At 45.7% G+C, this 21,424-nt stretch carries 18 protein-coding genes; 7 read left to right on the forward strand and 11 right to left on the reverse strand.

The genetic code is table 11. The annotated features are described in order from the left end of the window. Together JGK14_RS13920 and JGK14_RS13925 are read right to left on the reverse strand one after the other, a co-directional pair. On the reverse strand, nt 1–2,223 hold the full coding sequence (locus tag JGK14_RS13920; protein ID WP_325315192.1) for a PAS domain-containing sensor histidine kinase: 2,223 nt from the start codon (nt 2,221–2,223) through the stop codon (nt 1–3). A 990-nt stretch (nt 2,224–3,213) separates the two neighbouring features. Then, nucleotides 3,214–4,692, reverse strand: coding sequence for a leucyl aminopeptidase (locus JGK14_RS13925; RefSeq protein ID WP_293316870.1), 1,479 nt, complete (start codon nt 4,690–4,692; stop codon nt 3,214–3,216). A gap of 190 nt (nt 4,693–4,882) precedes the next feature. Between JGK14_RS13925 and JGK14_RS13930 the strand changes: the two genes are divergently transcribed. Continuing rightward, the gene (locus JGK14_RS13930; protein WP_325315193.1) at nt 4,883–7,084 is read left to right on the forward strand and encodes a lytic transglycosylase domain-containing protein; all 2,202 of its coding nucleotides are present in this window, start codon (nt 4,883–4,885) and stop codon (nt 7,082–7,084) included. Between the two features lie 320 nt (nt 7,085–7,404). Here JGK14_RS13930 and JGK14_RS13935 read toward each other — a convergent pair whose 3' ends face one another. Next, a complete protein-coding gene (locus tag JGK14_RS13935; RefSeq protein WP_293229982.1) occupies nt 7,405–7,902 on the reverse strand; it encodes a pentapeptide repeat-containing protein in 498 nt (165 codons plus the stop codon). Nucleotides 7,903–8,010: 108 nt separating this feature from the next. Between JGK14_RS13935 and JGK14_RS13940 the strand changes: the two genes are divergently transcribed. Beyond that, the gene (locus JGK14_RS13940) at nt 8,011–8,376 is read left to right on the forward strand and encodes a phage holin family protein (protein WP_293190171.1); all 366 of its coding nucleotides are present in this window, start codon (nt 8,011–8,013) and stop codon (nt 8,374–8,376) included. A gap of 4 nt (nt 8,377–8,380) precedes the next feature. On the opposite strand, the gene JGK14_RS13945 is transcribed toward JGK14_RS13940, so the two are convergent. After that, nucleotides 8,381–9,214 (reverse strand): cobalamin biosynthesis protein, encoded by an 834-nt coding sequence (locus JGK14_RS13945; protein WP_293269663.1) that lies wholly within the window; start codon nt 9,212–9,214, stop codon nt 8,381–8,383. A gap of 235 nt (nt 9,215–9,449) precedes the next feature. Here JGK14_RS13945 and JGK14_RS13950 point away from each other — a divergent pair, with 235 nt between their 5' ends. Next, nucleotides 9,450–9,815, forward strand: coding sequence for a hypothetical protein (locus tag JGK14_RS13950; RefSeq protein WP_293181524.1), 366 nt, complete (start codon nt 9,450–9,452; stop codon nt 9,813–9,815). A gap of 8 nt (nt 9,816–9,823) precedes the next feature. On the opposite strand, the gene JGK14_RS13955 is transcribed toward JGK14_RS13950, so the two are convergent. Together JGK14_RS13955 and JGK14_RS13960 are read right to left on the reverse strand one after the other, a co-directional pair. Further along, entirely contained in the window at nt 9,824–10,345 is a 522-nt protein-coding gene (locus tag JGK14_RS13955; RefSeq protein ID WP_293181527.1) for a GNAT family N-acetyltransferase, read from the reverse strand. Nucleotides 10,346–10,613: 268 nt separating this feature from the next. Beyond that, nucleotides 10,614–11,228, reverse strand: coding sequence for a TetR/AcrR family transcriptional regulator (locus tag JGK14_RS13960; protein ID WP_293181530.1), 615 nt, complete (start codon nt 11,226–11,228; stop codon nt 10,614–10,616). Between the two features lie 487 nt (nt 11,229–11,715). Between JGK14_RS13960 and JGK14_RS13965 the strand changes: the two genes are divergently transcribed. The 3 genes from JGK14_RS13965 to JGK14_RS13975 all read left to right on the forward strand — a co-directional run bounded on the left by JGK14_RS13965 (nt 11,716) and on the right by JGK14_RS13975 (nt 16,461). Further along, nucleotides 11,716–13,311: a M16 family metallopeptidase gene (locus tag JGK14_RS13965; protein WP_293181533.1), complete on the forward strand. Its 1,596-nt coding sequence runs from the start codon at nt 11,716–11,718 to the stop codon at nt 13,309–13,311. A gap of 305 nt (nt 13,312–13,616) precedes the next feature. Continuing rightward, entirely contained in the window at nt 13,617–15,098 is a 1,482-nt protein-coding gene (locus tag JGK14_RS13970; RefSeq protein ID WP_293269665.1) for a M16 family metallopeptidase, read from the forward strand. 112 nt (nt 15,099–15,210) lie between these two features. Next, nucleotides 15,211–16,461, forward strand: coding sequence for a class I SAM-dependent methyltransferase (locus JGK14_RS13975; protein ID WP_325315194.1), 1,251 nt, complete (start codon nt 15,211–15,213; stop codon nt 16,459–16,461). 193 nt (nt 16,462–16,654) lie between these two features. On the opposite strand, the gene JGK14_RS13980 is transcribed toward JGK14_RS13975, so the two are convergent. The 3 genes from JGK14_RS13980 to JGK14_RS13990 all read right to left on the reverse strand — a co-directional run bounded on the left by JGK14_RS13980 (nt 16,655) and on the right by JGK14_RS13990 (nt 19,494). Continuing rightward, the gene (locus tag JGK14_RS13980) at nt 16,655–17,440 is read right to left on the reverse strand and encodes a Uma2 family endonuclease (RefSeq protein ID WP_293323615.1); all 786 of its coding nucleotides are present in this window, start codon (nt 17,438–17,440) and stop codon (nt 16,655–16,657) included. A gap of 190 nt (nt 17,441–17,630) precedes the next feature. Beyond that, nucleotides 17,631–19,022, reverse strand: coding sequence for an asparagine--tRNA ligase (gene asnS / locus JGK14_RS13985; protein ID WP_293190183.1), 1,392 nt, complete (start codon nt 19,020–19,022; stop codon nt 17,631–17,633). A 106-nt stretch (nt 19,023–19,128) separates the two neighbouring features. Continuing rightward, entirely contained in the window at nt 19,129–19,494 is a 366-nt protein-coding gene (locus JGK14_RS13990; protein WP_293181554.1) for a DUF2203 domain-containing protein, read from the reverse strand. 114 nt (nt 19,495–19,608) lie between these two features. Between JGK14_RS13990 and JGK14_RS13995 the strand changes: the two genes are divergently transcribed. Beyond that, nucleotides 19,609–19,884, forward strand: a complete 276-nt coding sequence (locus tag JGK14_RS13995) for a DUF6439 family protein (RefSeq protein WP_293181557.1) — start codon at nt 19,609–19,611, stop codon at nt 19,882–19,884. 609 nt (nt 19,885–20,493) lie between these two features. Here the strand turns inward: JGK14_RS13995 and JGK14_RS14000 are convergent. Next, a complete protein-coding gene (locus tag JGK14_RS14000; RefSeq protein ID WP_293181560.1) occupies nt 20,494–20,985 on the reverse strand; it encodes an ATP-binding protein in 492 nt (163 codons plus the stop codon). Nucleotides 20,986–21,180: 195 nt separating this feature from the next. Next, complete coding sequence (locus tag JGK14_RS14005) at nt 21,181–21,420, reverse strand: hypothetical protein (RefSeq protein ID WP_293181563.1); 240 nt, start codon at nt 21,418–21,420, stop codon at nt 21,181–21,183. Nucleotides 21,421–21,424: the final 4 nt, after the last annotated feature.

Consider the following 21,424-nt stretch of genomic DNA (forward strand, 5'->3'; position numbering starts at 1 on the left):
TTATAATGGAAGCTCGATCGCAAATTCCGTCCCTTCGCCCAAAACCGAATGGCAGATCAAGGTTCCGCCGTGTTTTTCCACCACAATTCGGTAACTGATGGCTAAGCCCAAACCGGTGCCTTTCCCCATCGGTTTTGTGGTGAAAAACGGATCAAATAATTGGTGGCGCACGTCTTCTGTCATGCCGATCGCATTATCGGCAATCCGGATGCAAATAATATTTTCGTTAAGGGCTTCTGTGTGAATGCTAATAGTTGGTTTCCAGTTGCCACTACCCGTTAGCGAAGCCCTAGGAGAGGAACGCTTTTTTTGCTTCCAAGCATCTTCCAAGGCGTCAATACTGTTGCTAAGCAGATTCATAAATACCTGATTTAGCTGACCTGGATAACATTCAATTAAGGGTACTTTCCCGTAATCTTTGATGACTTTAATTTCGGGATATTCGGATCTAGCTCGCAGTTTGTTGTGCAAAATTAGCAGTGTGTTGTCTATGCCTTCATGAAGATTGGCAGGCTGCTTTACCGAGTCGTCTAAACGCGAGAAGTTTCGCAAACTCAGAACTATTTCGCGAATGCGATCTGCTCCCATTTTCATCGAAGAGAATATTTTTAATAAGTCTTCTTTCAGGAATTCTAAATCTATGTTTTCAATATATTCTTGAACTTCTACTTGTGGTTGAGGATAGTGTGTTTGGTACAGTTCCACAAGCTGCAATAAGTCTCTCATATATTGGCTGGCGTAGGAAATATTGCCGTAGATAAAACTCACGGGATTGTTGATTTCGTGGGCGACTCCTGCTACCATTTGACCGAGACTTGACATTTTTTCGGTATGAATTAGGTGAGCTTGAGTTTCTCGGAGTTCTTTGAGAGCTATTTCTAGCTGCTGGGCTCTGTTGTTGGCGATCGCCTCGGAGAGTCGCAAAGCATCCTCCGCTGCTTTGCGCTCTGTCACGTCAAAAATGGCGCCGTTGAGGGATGAAATTTGACCGTCTGGGTTGAAAATAGCTTGACCTTTTTCTGCAACCCACCGCACGTTTCCGTTGCTGTGAATCAGGCGATATTCGATCGCGTAAGGTTGTCTTGTCTTAATCGCCCGATCGACAATTTTATCGATCTGCCCCACGTCATCGCCATGAACTATACTAGAAAAAGCTTGCACGGGTTTTTGCATAAAGTTATCTGCCCGATAGCCGGAAATAGCTTCTATGCCGCTGCTGATAAAAGTTAAGCTCGATCGCCCCGCAGCACTGCAACGGTAAACTGCGCCGGGAATATTGGAAACTAACGATCTAAATTCTTGTTCCCTTTCCCGCAAAGCTGCCTCAATCCGCTTGCGATCGCTAATGTCGCGAGCAAAGGCGCACTGATATTCTTTACCGTTAAATTGCCAATGGTCGATCGTAATTTCTACTGGAAAAATGCGACCGTATTTAGTGCTGTGGTGAACTTCAATATTAACGGAACCGCACCTTTTTAAGACTTTCCAGTGCAAATTCCAAGCAGTTTCGGGAAAATCGGGATTGATGTCGTGCACAGTTAGATCGAGCAATTCTGTGGCAGAATATCCCAATGAACAGCAAGCGGCGTCGTTGACGTACAAAAATTTACCGTCCGCTCCCATCCAGAATACCGCATCTGCCGATCGGTCGAGCGCAAATTGAGCCAATTGCAACTTTTCCTCAATCCGGTGGCGATCGGCAATTTCTTTTTGTAACAGTTCGCTTAACGAACTGAGAGTTAAAGTGCGATCGACAATATCGTCTGTCGGTGGTTTTGCCAATTCTGCTGTCTGTGTATCATCTTGCTGCTGATTTTCTGCTAGCTGTTTTAACGGCTGTTGTGGAATATCTTCTGTGAGATTTAAGTCAGATTCGGTAAATGCTTTCGGCATCAGGGCGATCGCAAATCCGGCTAAGAGCAAAGAAATCACACCACTTGCAGCTTTGAGATCTACCGACAGCCAATCAATGGAATGCCAAAGCGTCCAAACTTGCGTTAATTGAGCAGCGCCGCAGCCCAAAAAACCGACAGCAAATAGCCCTCCAATCTTGCTGTGAGAACTTTGGCGGGTAAAATAAACCAAAGATAGCGCCAGAGAGCAATAAGCGAGTGCCGTCAGCGAGTCAAAAACAGCGTACAGTCGCAACTGGGCCAGCCCGTCGCAGCCAAGTGCGGAAGATGCAGGCAGTGTTGCATAAAAAAATGTTAATAATTCTTGCATAAATTTCAAGAAAAAAGTTATTTGCAGCAATCCAAATCCATCAAATATAATTATTTGATTTCGGTGGCTGAAAAATGTTTACATAATTATATACTTTTTTCATTTTTTATGAAACAGCTATTTTTGCATGGAATGTCAAAACTGTATAGCTTCGGCTGACAGTTGACAGTTGACAGTTGCCCTGTGATAGTTGACAGTTGACGGTTTAAACAATACCGATGCAACCGGAAACGATATCAAAGGGTGGTAATGGGGAAAAAGGCAATTGGTAGTTCCTGTAAGCTGACTGAAGTTTCTGGGAGTAAAAATAATCGCGCGCAGTGTTTCCGATCCCTGGTGCTTCTAGAATAATTTTCGATATAGCGGTTTTCAGAAAGATAAGGTATGTTGTTGGGCTTTAGCCCTGTGAGTTTAGTAGTTATATGAGCTGTCAGTTATACCTCATCTTTTTGAGAAAGGCTATAAATTATGTACCGAAATGCTTCGCCCTTGCCTAAATGAGATGAACGCAAATACGTAGTTGCGAACTTAGCGCTTTTTGTTTAGATCATGAAGAGCGCTGAAGCGCAACTACGTACCTAGGATGATAATCAATAATAGCGCTTTTTGCTGGGATTGTTAAGAGCGCTGAAGCGCAACTACGTACCTAGGATGATAATAAATAATAGCACTTTTTGCTGGGATTGTTAAGAGCGCTGAAGAACTACGTACCTAGGATGATAATAAATAATAGCGCTTTTTGCTGGGATTGTTAAGAGCGCTGAAGCGCAACTACGTACCTAAGATGATAATAAATAATAGCGCTTTTTGCTGAGATTATGAAGAGCGCTGAAGCGCAACTACGTACCTAAGACGACAACCAAACGGCCCTGACTTCCTCCCCGAAATTGCGGGGAGGGAGTTACAAATTCACAAATGATTTAGGATTGCTATGACCCAGATTGCCAGCAGCAAAAATCTCTATTTTTGCGCTAGCCAATCCACAGTTAATTAAGCACCACCAAGCACCAAATGCACCAGAGTCCGAACTCCAAAACCAGTTGCTCCAGCGCCGTTATAACCGTTTTCCTTGTCGCTCCAAACTGGGCCAGCAATATCTAAATGTGCCCAAGGAGTGTCCTTAACAAACTGCTTCAAAAATAGCGCCGCCGTAATCGAACCGCCGTAACGAGGCCCTGTATTTTTCATGTCAGCGTGCAAAGCCTTCAAGCCATCAAAATACTTCTCTTCCATCGGCATTCGCCAAAACTTTTCACCTGCCAATTCAGAAGCCGCGACTATTTCGGCTGCGACACTATCTTGAGGACTCCACAAACCGGCGATATCTTCGCCCAAAGCAATGACGCAGGCGCCAGTGAGAGTGGCTAAATCGACAATTACGTCAACTCCCAACTTATCAGCAAATACCAAAGCATCAGCGAGGGTTAAACGACCTTCGGCGTCGGTATTGTTGACTTCAATTGTTTTGCCGTTGGAAGCTGTAAGGATGTCTCCAGGGCGCATGGCGTGGCCGCTGATCATGTTTTCGGTGACGGCACTGATAAAGTGAACTTCGACATCTGGTTTGATGTGTCCGATCGCCTTTGCGGCTCCCAAGGTAGCAGCGGCACCGCCCATATCTATTTTCATCATTTCAATACCGCTGCCGACACCTTTGATGTTCAAACCGCCGGAATCAAAGGTTAATCCTTTGCCGACGATCGCAATTTTGCGGCGGGGTGTGCCTGCGGGTTTGTAAGTCAGGTGGATGAATTTCGGCGGCAAGTCGGATGCTTTGGCAACGCCGAGAAAGGCTCCCATGCCTAGTTTTTCGCAATCTTCTTGCTCTAATATTTCTAATTCTAAACCGCATTCTGCTGCTAGACTTTGAGCGGTTTCGGCCATGGTAATCGGGGTGACATAATTGGCAGGTGCTGCGACTAATTCCCGTGCTAAAATAACTCCGGCAGTGATTTGGCGGGCGCGGGCGATCGCACTTTCGGTACCGGCAAAACCGAGCAAATGAATTTGTTCAACTTGCGGGCTTTTATCGTCGGGTTCCGATTTGAAGCGGTTGTCTTGATTCAGGGAGAGTTCGACACCTTCGGCGATCGCACTTGCTGTAACATCCGGCGCACTTTGCCACACCGGAAGGCTAATTCCGAGGGTTTTGCATTTCTCCTTTTTGGCTAACTTGGCGCACGCGCCCGCAGCTTGCCGCACGGTTTCTAATTTTAAGTCTGCGGCTTTCCCCAAACCGACGATCGCAATTTTGCGAATCGGACTATTGCCGCCGACACGGGCGATCGCACTCTGGCCCGCTTTGCCCTTAAAATCTACTTCCATTAGCAGCTCTTTCAACGTGCCTGCAAGCTTTTCATCTAATTGCGCCAAGTCGCCGGCGATCGAGAGAGCGTCCTCAAATAGACCAATTGCCAGGGCATCTCCCGTCCAAGCAGAGGGGAGCGTATCGGTGACTAGAAATTCCATGTTTTGATTTACAGTTTAGATTTTAGATTTTTGATTGTACTTTGTCCTTGCTGGTTTGTCGTTTTTTATTCGATCGAGTAAATAAATCTATCGCCTAAATTCTCCGCTACACATCTAAATAAATTCTGGTACGATATCAGCCAAGTCCGCTGGCGATCGATTTTCTATTGTTATTTTCTTAAATTTTCCCATGCTAAAGCGACGAAAAACCCGAGTTTCTGTTTTAATTGGCGTTTCAGTTTGCATAATGGCGATCGCCTCTGTGGTTGGTGCGGCGAAATGGATGGGTGTCGGCCCCTTCCAGAAGGCTCAGCGGCCTCGGGATGCAGCGAATTCCGCCTCTGAAGTCAAAATGTTGGTATCGCTGTCACCCAATGAGCGATCGGCAAAATTGGTTGAACTCGCCGCCAGTCAGTCTGCAAGTACGAACCCACAGCAGGAAATCTCCCCTCAAAGCCGCGCCCGCTATTTACTTGCTAGCGATTTAATCCAGCAAGGAAATGCCACCAAAGCACTAAAGTTACTGGAAAATTTAGAGCAAGAATATCCACTTTTAGCTGCTCAAATTGCCCTCAAACGCGCGCAAGCTTACCAATTGAGCGGCGACAAAGGCAAAGCACAAAAAGCTTGGGAAGACTTGCTGAAAAACTATCCTAGCGACCCAGTATCTGCCGAAGCTTTGTATGTTTTAGGCAAGTCAAAACCAGAATATTGGAAGCAAGCAATTACGGAATTTCCCGCACATCCGCGCAGTGTAGAAATAGCCCGGAAGAAGTTAAAAGAAAATCCCAATCAGCCCGAGTTAATGCTGCTAGTAGCAAAGCACGGTCATTATGTCAAAGATTACGGTACATTATTAGAACAACTGGCGCAGCAAAACAGCGCCACTTTGAAACCCGAAGATTGGGAAGAAATTGCCTTTGGCTATTGGGAAAAACAGGATTACGGCAAAGGAGCGATTGCTTACGGAAAAGCTCCCCGCACCGCCAAAAATGTTTACCGCAAAGCTCGCGGTTTGTGGCTAGACGGTAAAATCCCGGAATCGAGAATTGCCTATCAAGAATTAGTGCGGGATTTCCCCAATGACGAAGATACTGGTATGGGTTTAATCCGGCTGTCACGGCTGAGCGAGCCCAAGGATGCGATCGTGTATCTCGATCGCGCGATCGGCAAATTCCCCGATCGTGCCCCCGAAGCTTTGCTAGATAAATCCAAACTTCTCGACAAAGCAGGCAGCGGTGAATCCGCCTCACAAACCCGTAAGTTGCTATTGACAAAATACAACAATTCTGATACAGCAGCCGAATTGCGTTGGGCGATCGCCCAACAGTATGCCAAAGGCGGAGATTTAAAATCAGCTTGGCAGTGGGCGAGGGAATTAACCACCCATAATCCCGACAGCGAACAAGCACCAGAAGCAGCATTTTGGGTCGGCAAATGGGCAAAGCAACTCGGCCGCGAACAGGATGCCAAGACTGCATTTGAGTACACCATTGTACGCTATCCAGAATCATATTTCGCATGGCGATCGGCAGTATTTCTCGGCTGGCCAGTAGGCGACTTTACCACAGTCCGAGACTTATCTCCCAAGGTAGTGCAACAGCCTCAGCGCCCCGAACCAACCGCCGGATCTCCTGCATTAAAAGAACTGTATCAATTAGGTCAAGATAGAGATGCTTGGACGTTGTGGCAAATAGAATTTACCAACCGCGTCGAACCAACTATAGCCGAACAGTTTACCGACGGTTTAATGCGAATTGGAGTCGGAGACAATTTAGACGGTTTGTGGATGGTGGGGAGTTTGCGCCAGCGCGACAAACCCGATGATAGAACCCAATACCAAGCACTCAGACAGCAGCCAGCTTATTGGCAAGCCCTTTATCCTTTTCCGTACTTAGAAAACATTACCAAATGGTCAGAAGAACGGAAAATAAATCCTGTTTTAGTGACAGCATTAATCCGGCAAGAATCGCGGTTTATGCCCGGAATTAAATCAGCCGTTGGCGCCACTGGTTTAATGCAGGTAATGCCTGAAACGGCTACTTGGGTAGCAGCAAAAATTAACCTCAAAAAGTATTCACTGGAGAATGTGGACGACAATATTAAACTCGGAACTTGGTATTTGGATCATACTCACGACGAGTACAAGAATAATTCGATGTTAGCTGTGGCGAGTTACAATGCAGGGCCGAATGCGGTAGCAGATTGGTTGAAGAGGTTTAGTTTTAGCGATCCGGATGCTTTTGCGGAAAAGATTCCGTTTCCTGAAACGAAAGGATATGTGAAATCGGTGTTTGAGAATTACTGGAATTATCTGCGGATTTACAATCCAGAAGTTAATCAGTTGATGACTGAACATTATGAGGCTGCTCAGAAAAAAGCCAAGCCTTAATAAATCTGTTTTGAGCTGTCAGGAACAGGCTTTCCTGCCTGTTCCACAATCACATTAATTTTGTCTGTTTATTACTTGTGGGGAGGGCTTCTAGCCCGCCCGGAACAAGCTTTCCCCAGAGTGGTTTTATTATCATAAAAATAGGTACGTAGTTGGGCTTGGGCCCTCTTTAGGCGTATATATTAAACAGGGCTAAAGCCCAACAACGTACCTTCTGTATAAAAATAGGTACGCTCTTTAGGCGTATATATTAAAGAGGGCTAAAGCCCAACTACGTACCTTCTGTTCCACAAATTGAAATAATGGGATTATAAAATAAATCAACGACATCCCAAGGAATCGCGAGTTGAAATCCCAGTTTGAGAATTAATTCCGCTGGCTTTGCTGCACAATTCTTTAACTTGTGCGCCATCCATAATTGCATCAGTAAAATCAGCACCAGTAATATCAGCTTCATCAAAAGTAGAACGCAACAAAATTGTTTCGACTAAAATGGCATCGCTTAAATCAGCCTTAGTAAATTTAATTTGATCGATCATGGCATTAGTTAAATTTGCGCCGTGCAAATTCGCCTCAGTCATCACCGAAGCGCTCATGATTGCTCCCCGCAAATCGGCATTAGAAAAATTAGTTAAGTCCATATTAGCGTTAGAAAACTCAGCGGCGCGCAGCATTTGACCGGAAAAATCGCGTCTTGTCAGTTCGGCGTTGCTAAAGGACAGCGGCGGTGGGTAATATTTAGATTGAGCTTGGGCTGCGCGCGGCAGGATGAAGATGGTTAGCGCCAATAGGAATGCTGCTAGTTGCCGGAGTTTCATAAATCTGATGTGGTCGCAAGGTGGGTATTTGGTAGTGTATCCCGAACTTTGGTCGATCGCCTAAACAGCTACAATCTTAATTAATAGTGATGGAGATGAAAAAAAGATATGCTAAGTTTTTTCTTAACTTGGATAGTAGCGGCCGTTTCGCTGATCATTACCGCTAACATTGTACCAGGTATTGCGGTGACGAGCTTTCCGGCGGCGATGCTGGCTGCTGTAGTTATCGGATTTGTAAACGCGGTTGTCAGGCCGATTATTACATTGCTGACGCTGCCTTTCAGCATTCTGACTTTAGGTTTGTTTTTGTTTGTGGTGAATGCGATTTCGCTTTCCTTGGCTTCGTGGTTGGCTGGTGCTTTCAGTATCGGTTTTGCGATTAACGGTTTTTGGCCTGCTTTGTTCGGTTCAATTGTGTTGTCGTTGGTTTCTGGGCTGATTGGCCGATTTGTGAATACCGGTGTCGAGCAGTAAGATATTATCCTGGATAGTCGATCGGGCAAACTGCAACGGCTACAGTTACCGCAGAACCCCCCCTAACCCCCCCTTGTAAAGGGAGGGGATTTTTAGTGGAAAATATTTTTTTTGGCACTAAAAGCCTGTTATGGGCGGGCAGGATGCCCACCCCACAAGCAGAATATTCACTCTTTGTGGAACAGGCATCTTGCCTGTTGCTAATAATTGTGGAACAGGCATCTTGCCTGTTGCTGATAATTGTGTAATCTGTTGGTTCGATCGCGCAAAGTGCACTGGCTTCTGCTACGCTGGGCGTTCCCACTGATTTTGCTGCAACATCTGAAGGATTGGGGACTTCAACGGAACTTAAAACATCAGCCGCAAAGGTTTTTAACGGCCAATTTCGCGATCGACAAAGTTCCAGCAAGCCGATTTCGCCTGCTTTAGTGTCTATTGTAGCAATACCTGCGATCGCACTTTCCGCTAAATGATAACTGCGACAGACACTTTGAATCGCAGTTTCGATTAATTCTCGCGAAGTTCGGGCCTTGCAACCTATCCCTACCCACAACACTCTCGGATGCCACTGAACCTTCGGCAAAACAGATTCCGGCGCAAATCTTCTCTGGGTAAAACTAATCCAAATTCGCCCTTTGATAGGTGATATATTTTCCCCATCCCAATACAAACAATGTTTTTCCGGCAGACTGTTTCGCCACAAAGTCGAACCAACTTCTTGAATTACTTCTACAGTTTCCCCTCTCTGCATCGCAGCCGCCACTCCCGTCCAGTCGCCTGTCCCGCGATTCCAACTCCTGGGAATATCTAGCCTATCTAACCTAAATTCATCGCTCATTATGCAATTATATATATTCCAATACGGTTCACTTAAGATGGTCATTGCGAGGAACGAAGCAATCGCAATGTATATTTTTCATGAGTTTTCCCTGTTGTCATCTCTTAAGTTAACCGTATTGATATATATTCCGTAGTTTCACTGACACTGCAATCTTAAAATTTTTTTAACACTCTTTGTTGATTTTTTTTGTATAATCACCTTAGCACAAACTGCAAACAATTAAACATTTAATATGGTAGAACTGAACCAATTACTGTTAGAGTTTGAAAGCAACCTCGCATGGGAAGCAGTGACGCAAGAATGGAAAGAACGTCGCGACAGTTGGGTGAGCGACGTGCAAGCAGCAGTCGATCCGTCACAGTTAGCAAAATTTCTAGTTGAATTGGAATCAGACATCGAGTGGGAAGCGGTGCAAAATCAATGGAAACGGCGCCGGGAAAGTTGGGTAGAAGAATGTCAAGCAGCATCGACTCTTGAAGAAGTATCAAGTTTATTGCTGGAACTAGAAAGCAATACAACTTGGGAAGCATTTATTGATGAATGGCAGGAAAATCGGGATAATTGGGCACGGCAAATGTACGAGTTTAACGATGAGTAATAATTTACTCAATCAAAATCTATTTTCATAGTCAATGATGTCCCGGCTGTGCGGTTAATTATCTCGCTTCCCTCAATTACTTTAAATCCCGATCGCTCGTACAAATTCAGGGCCCGATTTGAGCTTCTGACACTCAGGGATACCGCTGGATAAGATGCTTTGGCTGCTGGCAACAAATGAGCCAGCAATTGAGTTCCTACACCCTGATTTGTGTATTCTGGAAGAACCGCGATCGCCAATTCCGGGATAGTATCGTCAATCCAGCCAAATCCCTTGTCATCCCCTGGAAATAAACGCAGCCACGCCGCTCCTACTGGCTGGCTGCTGTTCAATTCAATTGCTAGGAAGCCCATATCGCCTGCACGTCCCCAATGCTTGACATATTTCGCAATTAAAGGATGATTCACAACAGCTTCCACCGTTGATTCACCTTCTTCTGCCATGTGCGCCGCTTCGTACAGCATTTGCCACAAAAAAGGCTCGTCTTCCTGCGTTAGCGGCCTAATAGAATAGTCTAAGATTTTTTCCATAAGGTAGAAGAAAGTTAGGCAAAGGATTCGCTCGACGGATTTAACAAATGCGTGGAAGAATAAAGAAGGAAAAAAACCGAACTACTAATGACCAATGATTAATGACGTTCGCGAGCGGGGACGATCGCGCTAATAACGTTCGCGAGCGGGGACGATCGCGCTAATAACGTTCGCGAGCGGGGACGATCGCGCTAATGACAACTGACAACTGACAACTGACAACTGACAACTAACCACTAACCACTAACCACTAACCACTGCCAACTGACTAATCCTTAACTAAAACCCCATTCAGAAAAATCTCTGCCAATCCTTCCGCCATTTCCTGCATTTCCTGCGGGGAAGCATTCGGCTCCATAATTGTATTCTGACTGAAACCGGCGACGGCAAACATTCCCAAAAATACTTGAGCGACAATTTTTGGATTCATCTTCCGATAAACTCCTTTTTCCATCGCCGTTTCAAAAAAAGCCTCAGCCACAATACTCATTTTTCCGATGACTTCCAACTGAATTTTGTCGCGCAAATCGGGATGAAACTGCGCCTCCAAAAAACATACCCGCATCATATCGCTATTCTCGCGGATATTTAGCATCCGCCTCCGCATCACTTGAGCCACTGCTTTGTAACTACCCATCTCGCTCAATTCCGTCAGCAAATCTGTCAGCAACTCCACCCATCCTTCCGTCGCCACCTCAACCAAAATCGCTTTTTTATTATCAAAATGCCGAAATAGCGTACCCTCCGCCACCCCCGCCGCCGCTGCTAAATCCCGAGTTGTCGTACCGTCGTATCCGCTGCGGGCAAATAACCGCTGAGCTGCTTGTAAAATTCGTTTCTTGGTTTCTGTTTCTGAAGGAGGAGACTGATTAAAAATTCGCATGGCTTTGGAATGGGTAATTGGCGATTTAAGTAGAAGGAAGAAGGAAGAAGAAAGAAGGAAGAAGGAGGAAGACATACACAGCAAGCTTTTAAGCGAGCCGTATTTTACGTTTGATTAGGTTCATGCACTTGGAACTGCGGGTTTGGGGCGGGCGGGCGAAATAATGTTAAGTTTTAAGTAGTGCGCGACTTTAATCTTAAACTGGAAGTGGCGCAACAGATCGCTTATGCCCCCAAAAATCTTTATGCTTAAAAAGCATCTCTTGTTATTCGGCATAAACTTCTTGCCGTTTGACAATCCAAAATCCAAAATCTAAAATCTAAAATCGAATGACCCTTTTTGAGATTTGCTGTATCAGCCTAACATCTGTGGCGCAACAGATCGCTTATGCCTCAAAAAATCTTTATCCTTAAACAAGAATCTCTTGTATTCGGCACAAACCTCAGGTTTGACAATCCAAAATCTAAAATCTAAAATCTAAAATCGAATGATCCCGCAGTTCCAAAAACCACGCGCGGCGAAGCGATCCCTTAGGGAATCGCCCAAACCCAAAACTCGATTCATTGCCTCCCTACTCGCCGCTGTGCTGCTGTGGTGGGGAATTTCCCCCGAAATCGCCCTCGCTCGCGAGAACCCCGCTAGCGGCTCGCAATTAGTGTCTGTGCAACCGTCGCTCGATCGCGTAATCAAGCAAGTCACCGAATTTAAGCTCGACAATGGCATGACATTCGTGGTGCTCGAAAGGCCCAGATCCCCGGTAGCATCGTTTCTGATTCACGCCGACGTGGGAGGCGCCAACGAACCAGAGGGTCAAACTGGAGTCGCCCACTACCTGGAACATTTAGCTTTTAAAGGTACGCCCAAAATCGGCACAACCGACTACAAAGCCGAAAAGCCGCTGCTAGAAAAACAAGATAAACTCTTCGAGCAAATGCAAGCAGCGAAGGCGATCGGCAAAACTGAAGAAATCGCCAAATTCAAAGCAGAATTTGACAAGGTTGAATCCGAAGCTTTGCAATTTGTCAAGCGCAATGAATTCGGTAAAATTGTCGAACAAGCAGGCGGAGTTGGACTAAATGCCGCTACTTCTATCGACTCGACAATGTATTTTTACAGTCTGCCAGCTAACAAGTTAGAACTGTGGATGTCGCTAGAATCCGAGCGTTTTTTAGAGCCTGTTTTTCGGGAATTTTACAAGGAAAAACAGGTAATTTTAGAAGAACGGAGGCTGCGAACTGAGAATTCGGCGATCGGGCAAATGGTCGAAGTTTTTGCTGACAAAGCTTTCTCTGTTCATCCTTACCGTCGCCCGGTGATTGGCTACACTGAAGATATTAAGAACCTCACCCGCAGCCAGGTGCAGAATTTTTTCGATAGTCACTATATCCCCAGCAAGCTGACTGTGGCGGTGGTAGGAGACGTTAAAGCTGCGGAGGTGAAGCGTCTTGCTCAAATTTATTTCGGCCGCTACAAGGCGAAACCAGCACCTCCTGAATTGCAAATTGTGGAGCCTCCGCAAACACAAACGAAGGAAGTGACGCTGAAGTTAAAAACTCAACCTTGGTATTTGGAAGGATACCACAGGCCGGCGATGAATCATCCTGACAATGCGGTTTATGAAATCATTGGTTCTTTACTCAGCAGCGGCCGCACTTCTCGGCTTTATAAGTCTTTGGTTGAACAACAGCAATTGGCGCTAGCTGCTCAAGGTTTTAGCGGTTATCCGGGGGAAAAGTACCCGAATTTGATGCTGTTTTACGCTCAAACTGCTCCGGGTAAGACGGTTGATGAGGTGGCGGTGGCTTTGAGTAAGGAAATCGATCGCCTAAAAACTGATCCGGTGTCTGCTTTGGAGTTGGAACGGGTGAAGACTCAGGCGAGGGCTGGTTTATTGCGATCGCTCAATTCTAATATGGGCATGGCATTTTCGCTGCTGGACTATCAAGTAAAAACTGGTTCGTGGAAAAATCTGTTTAAGCAATTAGATGCGATCGCTGCTGTTGCTCCCGCTGACATTCAGCGAGTAGCCAAGGCAACTTTCCGCCCGGAAAATCGCACGATTGGCAAGCTTTTGTCGCTGTAAGAAGAAGGAAGAAGGAAGAGGGAAGAAGGAAGAGGGAAGAAGGAAGAAGGAAGAGGGCATTGGTGTCAACTTAAGCTGAAACCTAGTGCCGATATTCTGTCTGGCGATTAGGTCTAGATCCCCCCTAGCCCCCCTTAAGAAGGGGGGGACAGGAGTATTCTCAAAGTCCCCCTTTTTAAGGGGGATTTAGGGGGATCTGGCCTCGGAGAAAAGCGAGATTTACTGGTTTCCATGCTCTGCCTGGGAACGCATATCCCGAGGCTCTGCCTCGTCCAATGGTCAATAGATGAAAATTAGGAGCAAGAATGAAAAGGACTAGATTGAGACTGAAAAAAGTCAAGTTATTTCTGCTGGCACTTTGCTTTTTTACTGTTTCACTTGGCACGTTTAATTTGTTACCTTCCCTAGCGGCTGGGCCGAAGCACTATGACGAATTAAAATTCCCGGGGCTGGCAGAAATTAAACTGCCTAAATACACTCGCTTCGAGCTAAAAAATGGCATCCGAGTCTATCTGATGGAAGATAGAGAACTCCCGCTAGTCGGGGGAACGGCGCTATTTCGCACGGGCGATCGTTTTGAACCTGCTGATAAAATTGGATTGGGAGGTTTGACGGGAGAAGTGATGCGAACTGGTGGCACGAGTCGCCATACGGCTGATGAATTAAATCAGTTGCTAGAACAGCGGGCAGCTTCTGTAGAAACGGGGATTGATGTTGCTTCTGGCAACGCTAATTTTAGTGCTTTAGCTGAAGATGTGGAACCTGTATTTGACTTGTTTTCTGAAGTGATTCGGGAGCCAATTTTTGCTAAGGAAAAGTTGGATTTAGCTAAGAATCAAGAGCAAGGTGGCATCGCCCGTCGCAACGACGATCCTAACGATATTACGGGCCGCGAGTTTCAAAAGTTGATTTATGGCGATCGCAGTCCCTACGCGCGCACAGCAGAATACAAGACTATTGCCAATATTTCCCGCGACGATTTGGTGGGTTTCTACCAGAAGTATTTCCACCCGAAGAATATGATTTTGGGTATTTCTGGCGATTTTGATACGGCTAAAATGCGATCGCTCGTGGAGCAAAAATTCGGCAACTGGGTACCGACTCAGAGTGCAGAAATGCCTGCGCTACCAGCGGTAACGCCGGCGAATCAAGGCGGCATATTTTTGGTAAATCAACCGCAATTGAGTCAAAGTTACGTGCAGATGGGGCATTTGGGCGGGATGTTGAACAGCCCAGATTACGGTGCTTTGGACGTGATGAATGGGGTTATGAACGGTTTTGGCGGGCGTTTGTTCAATAATGTGCGATCGCGCCAAGGCTTAGCCTACAGTGTTTACGCGGCTTGGAGTCCGAGATTTGACTATCCTGGGACGTTTGTAGCTGGAGGCCAAACGCGATCGGACGCGACAGTACCGTTTATCAAAGCAATCCGCGCTGAGATCGATCGAATTCGCACCGAACCAATTACCGCCGAAGAATTAGCTTTTGCTAAAGATTCCACCCTCAATTCTTTCATCTTCAAATTTGAAAATCCCAGTCAAACATTGTCGCGACTAATGCGCTACGAATACTACGGTTATCCCGAAGATTTCATTTTTCGGTACCGCCGCAGCGTCGAAGCAGCCACAATTGCCGACGTGCAGCGTGTAGCTAAGACTTACTTGAAACCGGAGAATTTGGTAACATTAGTAGTGGGAAACACTGCGGGAATTCAACCGCCGTTATCGAGCTTAGGAACTTCGGTAAAAGTGCAATCTGTTGATATCACAATTCCATCGGCGACTTAATCAATAATTCGTGTGACGCACCAGACTATTGTGTGGTGCGTTGCTGTGATATTTTGACTTTAATTTGTAAATTTTCTTTCTGCGACGCACGCTACCGCTACTGAATAATATAATGAATATCAACACGCAAGAGCAATTCGAGTTAATTCTAGGTTCTAGTATAGAAAATCAAGAATTTATCAGATTAACTTTAGGAAAATATCGAGGAAAAGAAGACGGCTTAACTAAAATCATTGTGAGAAGCGTACAATTTAAATCAAGCATAAAACTTTCTTTTACCTATAGCTACAAAACTAAGGAAATAGTAAAAAATTACCTAATTGCAGAGGGAATAAATTTAATCAAAACCCTGACGGGAAGTGAATTTATGAGTATTAGATTATTCTCGCTGACGCAGGATGTCCAACTTGAATATGGCAAAGATAAAAAACCAAAACTTAAATTTATTAAGCCTACTTTTACCAATCCTGTTGATACGGTTCCGCAGGAACACGATCGCAATAAAAAACGGTATATTCAATCAGAAAACAATTTATATCTCACAGCATTAGGTATTACCAACAGTCAAGGTAATATCGTAAAAACAATGGAAGATAAGTTTAGACAGATAAATAAGTTTGTAGAAATTATAAATAGCTTAATTGAATCATCAGGATTGGCAGCGAAAAGTCATATCTCTGTAGTTGACATGGGTTCAGGCAAAGGATACTTAACATTCGCAATCTATGATTTTCTGAACAATATTTTAGACAAAGAAGGATCAGTTATTGGTATAGAAAGCAGAATACATTTAGTAGATTTTTGTAACTCAGTCGCCCAATCAGTTGAGTTTAAAAATTTACATTTCAAACAAGGCAATATCAGTAACTATAGCGCTGAAAAATCAGACATAACCATCGCACTTCATGCGTGTGATACTGCAACAGATGATGCAATTTATAAAGGGATACAATCTGATTCTTCTTTGATTATCCTAGCACCATGCTGTCACAAGCAAGTTAGGAAACAAATTCATCCGAATATCGTTTTGAAGGATCTGCTGAAGTCTGGCATTTTGCTAGAGAGGCAATCGGAAATAGTGACTGATGGATTAAGAGCGCTTTTACTTGAATTGTCTGGCTACAAAACCAAGGTTTTTGAGTTTATAGCTGCTGAACATACGAGTAAGAATATAATGATTGTGGGAATCAAAAGCAATCAGAGTATCAACAAGGAGCAGATTCTTGGACAAATCCAAGAAATTAAAAAACTTTATGGAATAAAGTTTCACTATTTAGAAACTTTACTATTTCCCGATCTCTTTCTTTCCCCCGATCTAGCTACTATAATTAATACTGAGTCGGTAGGCGATCGGGCTATATAGCAATCCTAAATCATTTGTGAATTTCTTACTCCCTCCCCGCGGGTTCGAGGAGGGTTGGGGAGGGGTAAAAATTTTACGACTCCTGCAAGGATTGCTATAATACCAATTTGAACCCGATCGCATTCAAGCAGTAAGGCTGGGTTTGAAGCGCCGTAGGGTCAATTTGGATTGAGTAGCGGCCCGATCGCCCGATTCATGTCAGCAAATCGGGATCGACACCCAACTCCCGCAACTTTGCCGCCAATACCTCCGCCCGCAGACGTTCCTGTTCGGCCCGCAGACGTTCCTGTTGGGCCCGCTGGCATTCCTGTTCCGCCCGCAGCCGTTCCTGTTCGGCTTGTTCCGAACTCCACAGCAGCAAATTTCCCTGCGAATCCCACCAGCGCAGCCAATTCATAGTTTGTCCCAAACGTTCCCCCCGCCAAATCCCCAGCCATAAATCTAACTCTGGAATCCGCACCCGTCCCTGTGCATCAGCAGTCTGGGTTACATAGCTCCCATTTTGCAGATACCGCACTTCCAACTTGGGCTCGTAGGGGTCGTAAGTAACATAGGTAGGAACTTGCAGAATCTGTTCGTAGAAGTAGAGCTTACCGTAGGGAGGAGTCGATCGCACAGACAATTCGCCGTAATCTTCATTAGACAAAAACTCCATCACCACCGATATCGGCGCACCCTCCAGATTCGGCGTGTAGCTGCGGCGAATCGTCCCCTCAGCAACTGGATGCACTTGTGGCACGTAAAACCAATCGGGTGCTTTAACTACAGTTTTCTGATTGATAGTCGCTACCAGTCCAAAATTGGAACCAATTAGGGCGAGTCCAATAAGTCCGGCGGCTCCCAGAGCATCGGTGAGAGAGGCAGCAAGGGGCGGTTGTTGAATATTTTCCACAGGATCGTCCGGTAAAATAAAGTCGGCTGGTAGGGCTTCCCAGGTGACAGTTGGTGCTTTGGAACTCGACGGAATTTGAAGAACCATGAGCCTATACCATGTTAGATTTTAGATTTGAGATGGGAAAAGAAGACGCTCGCGGTTGAAACCGCGTCTATACAGACCAAACCCGAGCTCAGAGGGGTTAAATAACGCGCTGTGAAGATTATGTTATTGTCTTCAGTCGGCGTCCGGCGGACTTTGTTTTTGTAGGCGCGGTTTCAACCGCCGTCTGCATCTAAAAATCAATAGTCAAAGGCGCTCTCGGAAACGGAATCACATCGCGAATATTCCCCATTCCCGTCATAAACTGCACCAACCTTTCAAACCCCAAACCAAAGCCAGCGTGAGGGACAGTACCGTAGCGGCGCAAATCCAAATACCACCACAACTCCTCCTTATTCATACCCTGCGCGTCCATGCGCCGCTCCAACACATCGAGCCGTTCTTCCCGCTGCGAACCGCCGATAATTTCCCCAATATTCGGAGCCAAAACATCCATCGCTCGCACCGTTTTCTCGTCCTCGTTTAAACGCATATAAAATGCTTTAATCCCGACGGGATAATCGCTGACAATCGTCGGCTTTTTAAACAAGTCCTCAGCCAAATAGCGCTCGTGTTCCGATTGCAAATCTAAGCCCCAGCTTACCGGAAAATCAAACTTTTTGTCAGCTTTTTCCAAAAGTGCGATCGCCTCCGTGTAAGTAATTCGCTCAAACTGATTGTTAATAATATTTTCAGCAGTCGCCAAAACAGTCTTATCAATCCGCTCGTTGAAAAACTCCATATCCTCCGGACAATGCTCCAAAACAAAGTTAAAAATGTACTTTAAAAACGCCTCAGCCAAATCCATATTACCCTGCAAATCGCAGAAAGCCATCTCCGGTTCAATCATCCAAAACTCAGCTAAATGCCGCGAAGTATTGGAATTCTCCGCTCGGAAAGTCGGGCCGAAAGTGTAAACATTGCCGAAAGCCATTGCCATAACTTCCGCTTCCAACTGGCCGCTAACAGTTAAATAGGCGCGCTTTCCAAAAAAGTCTTTCGCATAATCAACCTCTTGCGAATCAGTGCGCGGCACATTTTTTAGATCGAAGTTAGTAACCGCGAACATTTCCCCCGCACCTTCGCAGTCGCTAGCAGCCAAAATCGGAGTATGAACCCACAAAAAACCGCGTTCTTGAAAAAATTGGTGTACCGCCGCCGAACAAGCATTGCGGACTCGAAAAACAGCACCGTGGGTGTTAGTGCGCGGCCGCAAATGGGCGATTGTTCGCAAAAATTCCAAGGAATGGCGCTTTTTCTGGAGCGGATAAGTTTGCGGGTCTGCTTCGCCGTAAACTTGTACTTGTGAAGCTTTCAACTCAATTCGCTGTCCCTTCGCGGGAGATGCCACCAGCACTCCTGAAACTTCTACAGATGCACCTGTATTGATTTGTTTGAGTATATTTTCAAAGTCGGGCAAATCAGCATTAATGACTACTTGCAAGTTAGCCATCGCCGAACCGTCGTTGACTTCCACAAAGGCAAATTCTTTTAACTCGCGTTTAGTACGAACCCAGCCTTGAATGGTTACAGTTTCGTCTGGTTCGCCGGCGCGCAAAATTGCTGCAATTCGTTGATTTGTCATATCCAATCCTGTTTATTTAATATTTTGCACCATAATTCTCTCTTTTCTCTTCCTCTGCGCCCTCTGCGCCCTCTGCGGTAAAAAAAATCATAACTCCTAACATAATTCAACCGACATAGGATTTCAAAATCCAACCGAGCAAAATACCGAGTCCCCCAAAGCGAACCGCTTGCCAAAAAGGTTGTTTTATGCTTCCCCAAGAAAACAGGCTGCTTTCTAAATTTAACTCGATCGTTTCCAGTTCTTGTTCAATTTCCCGCAATTCTTTCTTGAGTTGCGGTAATGGGTTTTGGCGCAGAGACTGGCGGACATCTTCTCGCCGGTTGCCGAGTTCGGCTTGGCGCTGGCGATCGCACTGAATCTGAGTGTAACGCTCTTTGACTGCTGCGAGCGATCGCTCCACTGCTGCGATCGCCTGCACAAACTCATTTTCTGAATCTTCCCGATTTAACTCTGACGGCTGTTGAGGCATTTCGATCTGCAAACCCGACAATACTGAAAAAAACAATTCCCAATTAACTTGTTATTATATGCAGTATATTTTTTCAATTCAGAAACCGCAGCCAAATAGCTATAATTGCCATCTATGCTTGAAACTACACAAACAACCCAAACTGTCAACCTCAACGAGCTGAGCACAGTAGAACTGGCTCAAGCCCTCGCAGCCCGCCTCGCCATTTCCGAAAGAGATTGGCACCGCCTCAAAGCCAACCGTTCCGCCCGGGCCGGAGAGCAAGCCGCGGCCGCTTTGGTCTTTTTGCTGAAAAATCAGCCCGAAGAAGCTCTGCCGCGCTTAAACCAAGCAGCAGGATGGTTAGATCGATCGATCTGTGCACCTCCGTGCCCGACTCACGGCAAATAATTTTGAGTCTTGAGTTAAATATTTGATTAGATCCCAAAACTCAAACAATCGCGCTACTCGATCGAGCAGCGCGATTGCGAGCTAAAAAAGATTTATACTTTTCTCACTCAAAACTCACATTTTGCATTATCATCAAAATCAATCGGTAAGTGGGAAACGAGCGTGGCTTTAGCCCTGAGAGGGGAAACGACGCGGGCGGTTTCAACCGCCTTAAATCCCCTCTGGCGAGGGTTGGAGGGGTATGGTTGCCCCTCCGGTGAGGTATGGTTGCCTCGATCTCCCTTGCGGGGTAATGTTTGCTTCGACCTGGTTATAAAGGCTTGTTAGACCTGCAACACTGTTTCAGTGACTTTAAAACTGTTTAATTGCAGATGACAGAGCGGAAAACTAGCGTCGCATTCGCCGGTGTCGTGACCTAAATAACGTCTCCTCCGTATAGGGGTCTGGTCAGAACAGCTTGTAATGTCTTACAAGCTCAGTGGCTTAAGCCCTGAGTTCCTGACCTACTATCAATAGCTTGATACTCAAAATTTTCCATCCTCGGTTCAGCGAGGAAACGAAAAAAATTGCAGGTCGAGCCGAGCTGAAAAATGCTGCCAAATATCAGTTCTAGCGCAAGCGAGGCAGCCGGTAGCGACTGGGAAGTTCTTTGCACAGCCGTAACTCTGTGCCTTGAGAATTCCACTCAACCCGATCGAATATTTGGTAAAGGATAAACAGCCCCCTACCACATTCTTGTTCAACATGGGGGAATGCAGAATTATCTGCAACATCCTCTGTTATGAGACTGTCGCAAGTATCGGTATAAAGGTCGCAACCGCAAGGTGCTTTAAAGCCACAACCTTCGTCTGATATCACCCACCAATATTCGTTTTGGACGATCGAAAAACGGACTCCAACAGTTTTACTGGGGTCTAACTTATTTCCATGCTTAGCGGCATTTACCAAAGCTTCTTGAAGCCCCAACCGTAATTCCGCTTGCCAGTGAGGCGGAATCTCTGCTAGGAGCAGATCCAAAATAGGACAAAGGTATAGGGTAGAAGCGAAGCTAATCGTAATCCAATTGCGTCCGACGACCGGACGGGCTGAGATAGCAATCACTCAGAAAACTCCCTAACTTTCAGGTGGATAAACTTCACACCCTGCATAGTTGGCTCCCTAGTATTCAAAATACTCATTAATTGAGCGGCGCAGCTCTATTTCTATCTTAGAGTATCAAAGCCGTTAAGAAAAGCAAAGAACATCACAAAATATTCTGCGATTCTCAGAAACTTTTGCCAAGAACTCCCAGTAATTTTACTTATAACTTCTACCCGCATCCTGATTTTTGAGGTCGGCTTTTGCTAGGGCACTGAAGCTGAACCCGCTGCATCCCAAGCCGTCAACAGCTCGCTTACCAAACGATCCCCACCTTGAAAAGATCGGAAATCCGTCCAAAAAAGTCGATCCCTTGACTCCTAGCCAATGGGGATCGACTCCCACCACCACAGCTTGGGCCCGATCGCCTAGATCTCCTACTTGTACCAAAGATCGCAAGGAT

It is taken from the genome of Microcoleus sp. PH2017_28_MFU_U_A, assembly GCF_020738035.1.
Classification (GTDB): Bacteria; Cyanobacteriota; Cyanobacteriia; order Cyanobacteriales; family Microcoleaceae; genus Microcoleus.

What these genes read in the sequence shown, in the direction of transcription:
- JGK14_RS13950 (WP_293181524.1), top strand. Translation starts at nt 9,450, where the DNA reads ATGGTAGAACTGAACCAATTACTGTTAGAGTTTGAAAGCAACCTCGCA.
- JGK14_RS13930 (WP_325315193.1), top strand. Translation starts at nt 4,883, where the DNA reads ATGCTAAAGCGACGAAAAACCCGAGTTTCTGTTTTAATTGGCGTTTCA.
- asnS (WP_293190183.1), bottom strand. Translation starts at nt 19,022, where the DNA reads ATGACAAATCAACGAATTGCAGCAATTTTGCGCGCCGGCGAACCAGAC.
- JGK14_RS13975 (WP_325315194.1), top strand. Translation starts at nt 15,211, where the DNA reads ATGAATATCAACACGCAAGAGCAATTCGAGTTAATTCTAGGTTCTAGT.
- JGK14_RS13980 (WP_293323615.1), bottom strand. Translation starts at nt 17,440, where the DNA reads ATGGTTCTTCAAATTCCGTCGAGTTCCAAAGCACCAACTGTCACCTGG.
- JGK14_RS13935 (WP_293229982.1), bottom strand. Translation starts at nt 7,902, where the DNA reads ATGAAACTCCGGCAACTAGCAGCATTCCTATTGGCGCTAACCATCTTC.
- JGK14_RS13965 (WP_293181533.1), top strand. Translation starts at nt 11,716, where the DNA reads ATGATCCCGCAGTTCCAAAAACCACGCGCGGCGAAGCGATCCCTTAGG.
- JGK14_RS13925 (WP_293316870.1), bottom strand. Translation starts at nt 4,692, where the DNA reads ATGGAATTTCTAGTCACCGATACGCTCCCCTCTGCTTGGACGGGAGAT.
- JGK14_RS13955 (WP_293181527.1), bottom strand. Translation starts at nt 10,345, where the DNA reads ATGGAAAAAATCTTAGACTATTCTATTAGGCCGCTAACGCAGGAAGAC.
- JGK14_RS13970 (WP_293269665.1), top strand. Translation starts at nt 13,617, where the DNA reads ATGAAAAGGACTAGATTGAGACTGAAAAAAGTCAAGTTATTTCTGCTG.
- JGK14_RS13995 (WP_293181557.1), top strand. Translation starts at nt 19,609, where the DNA reads ATGCTTGAAACTACACAAACAACCCAAACTGTCAACCTCAACGAGCTG.
- JGK14_RS13960 (WP_293181530.1), bottom strand. Translation starts at nt 11,228, where the DNA reads ATGCGAATTTTTAATCAGTCTCCTCCTTCAGAAACAGAAACCAAGAAA.
- JGK14_RS13945 (WP_293269663.1), bottom strand. Translation starts at nt 9,214, where the DNA reads ATGAGCGATGAATTTAGGTTAGATAGGCTAGATATTCCCAGGAGTTGG.
- JGK14_RS13920 (WP_325315192.1), bottom strand. Translation starts at nt 2,223, where the DNA reads ATGCAAGAATTATTAACATTTTTTTATGCAACACTGCCTGCATCTTCC.
- JGK14_RS13940 (WP_293190171.1), top strand. Translation starts at nt 8,011, where the DNA reads ATGCTAAGTTTTTTCTTAACTTGGATAGTAGCGGCCGTTTCGCTGATC.
- JGK14_RS13990 (WP_293181554.1), bottom strand. Translation starts at nt 19,494, where the DNA reads ATGCCTCAACAGCCGTCAGAGTTAAATCGGGAAGATTCAGAAAATGAG.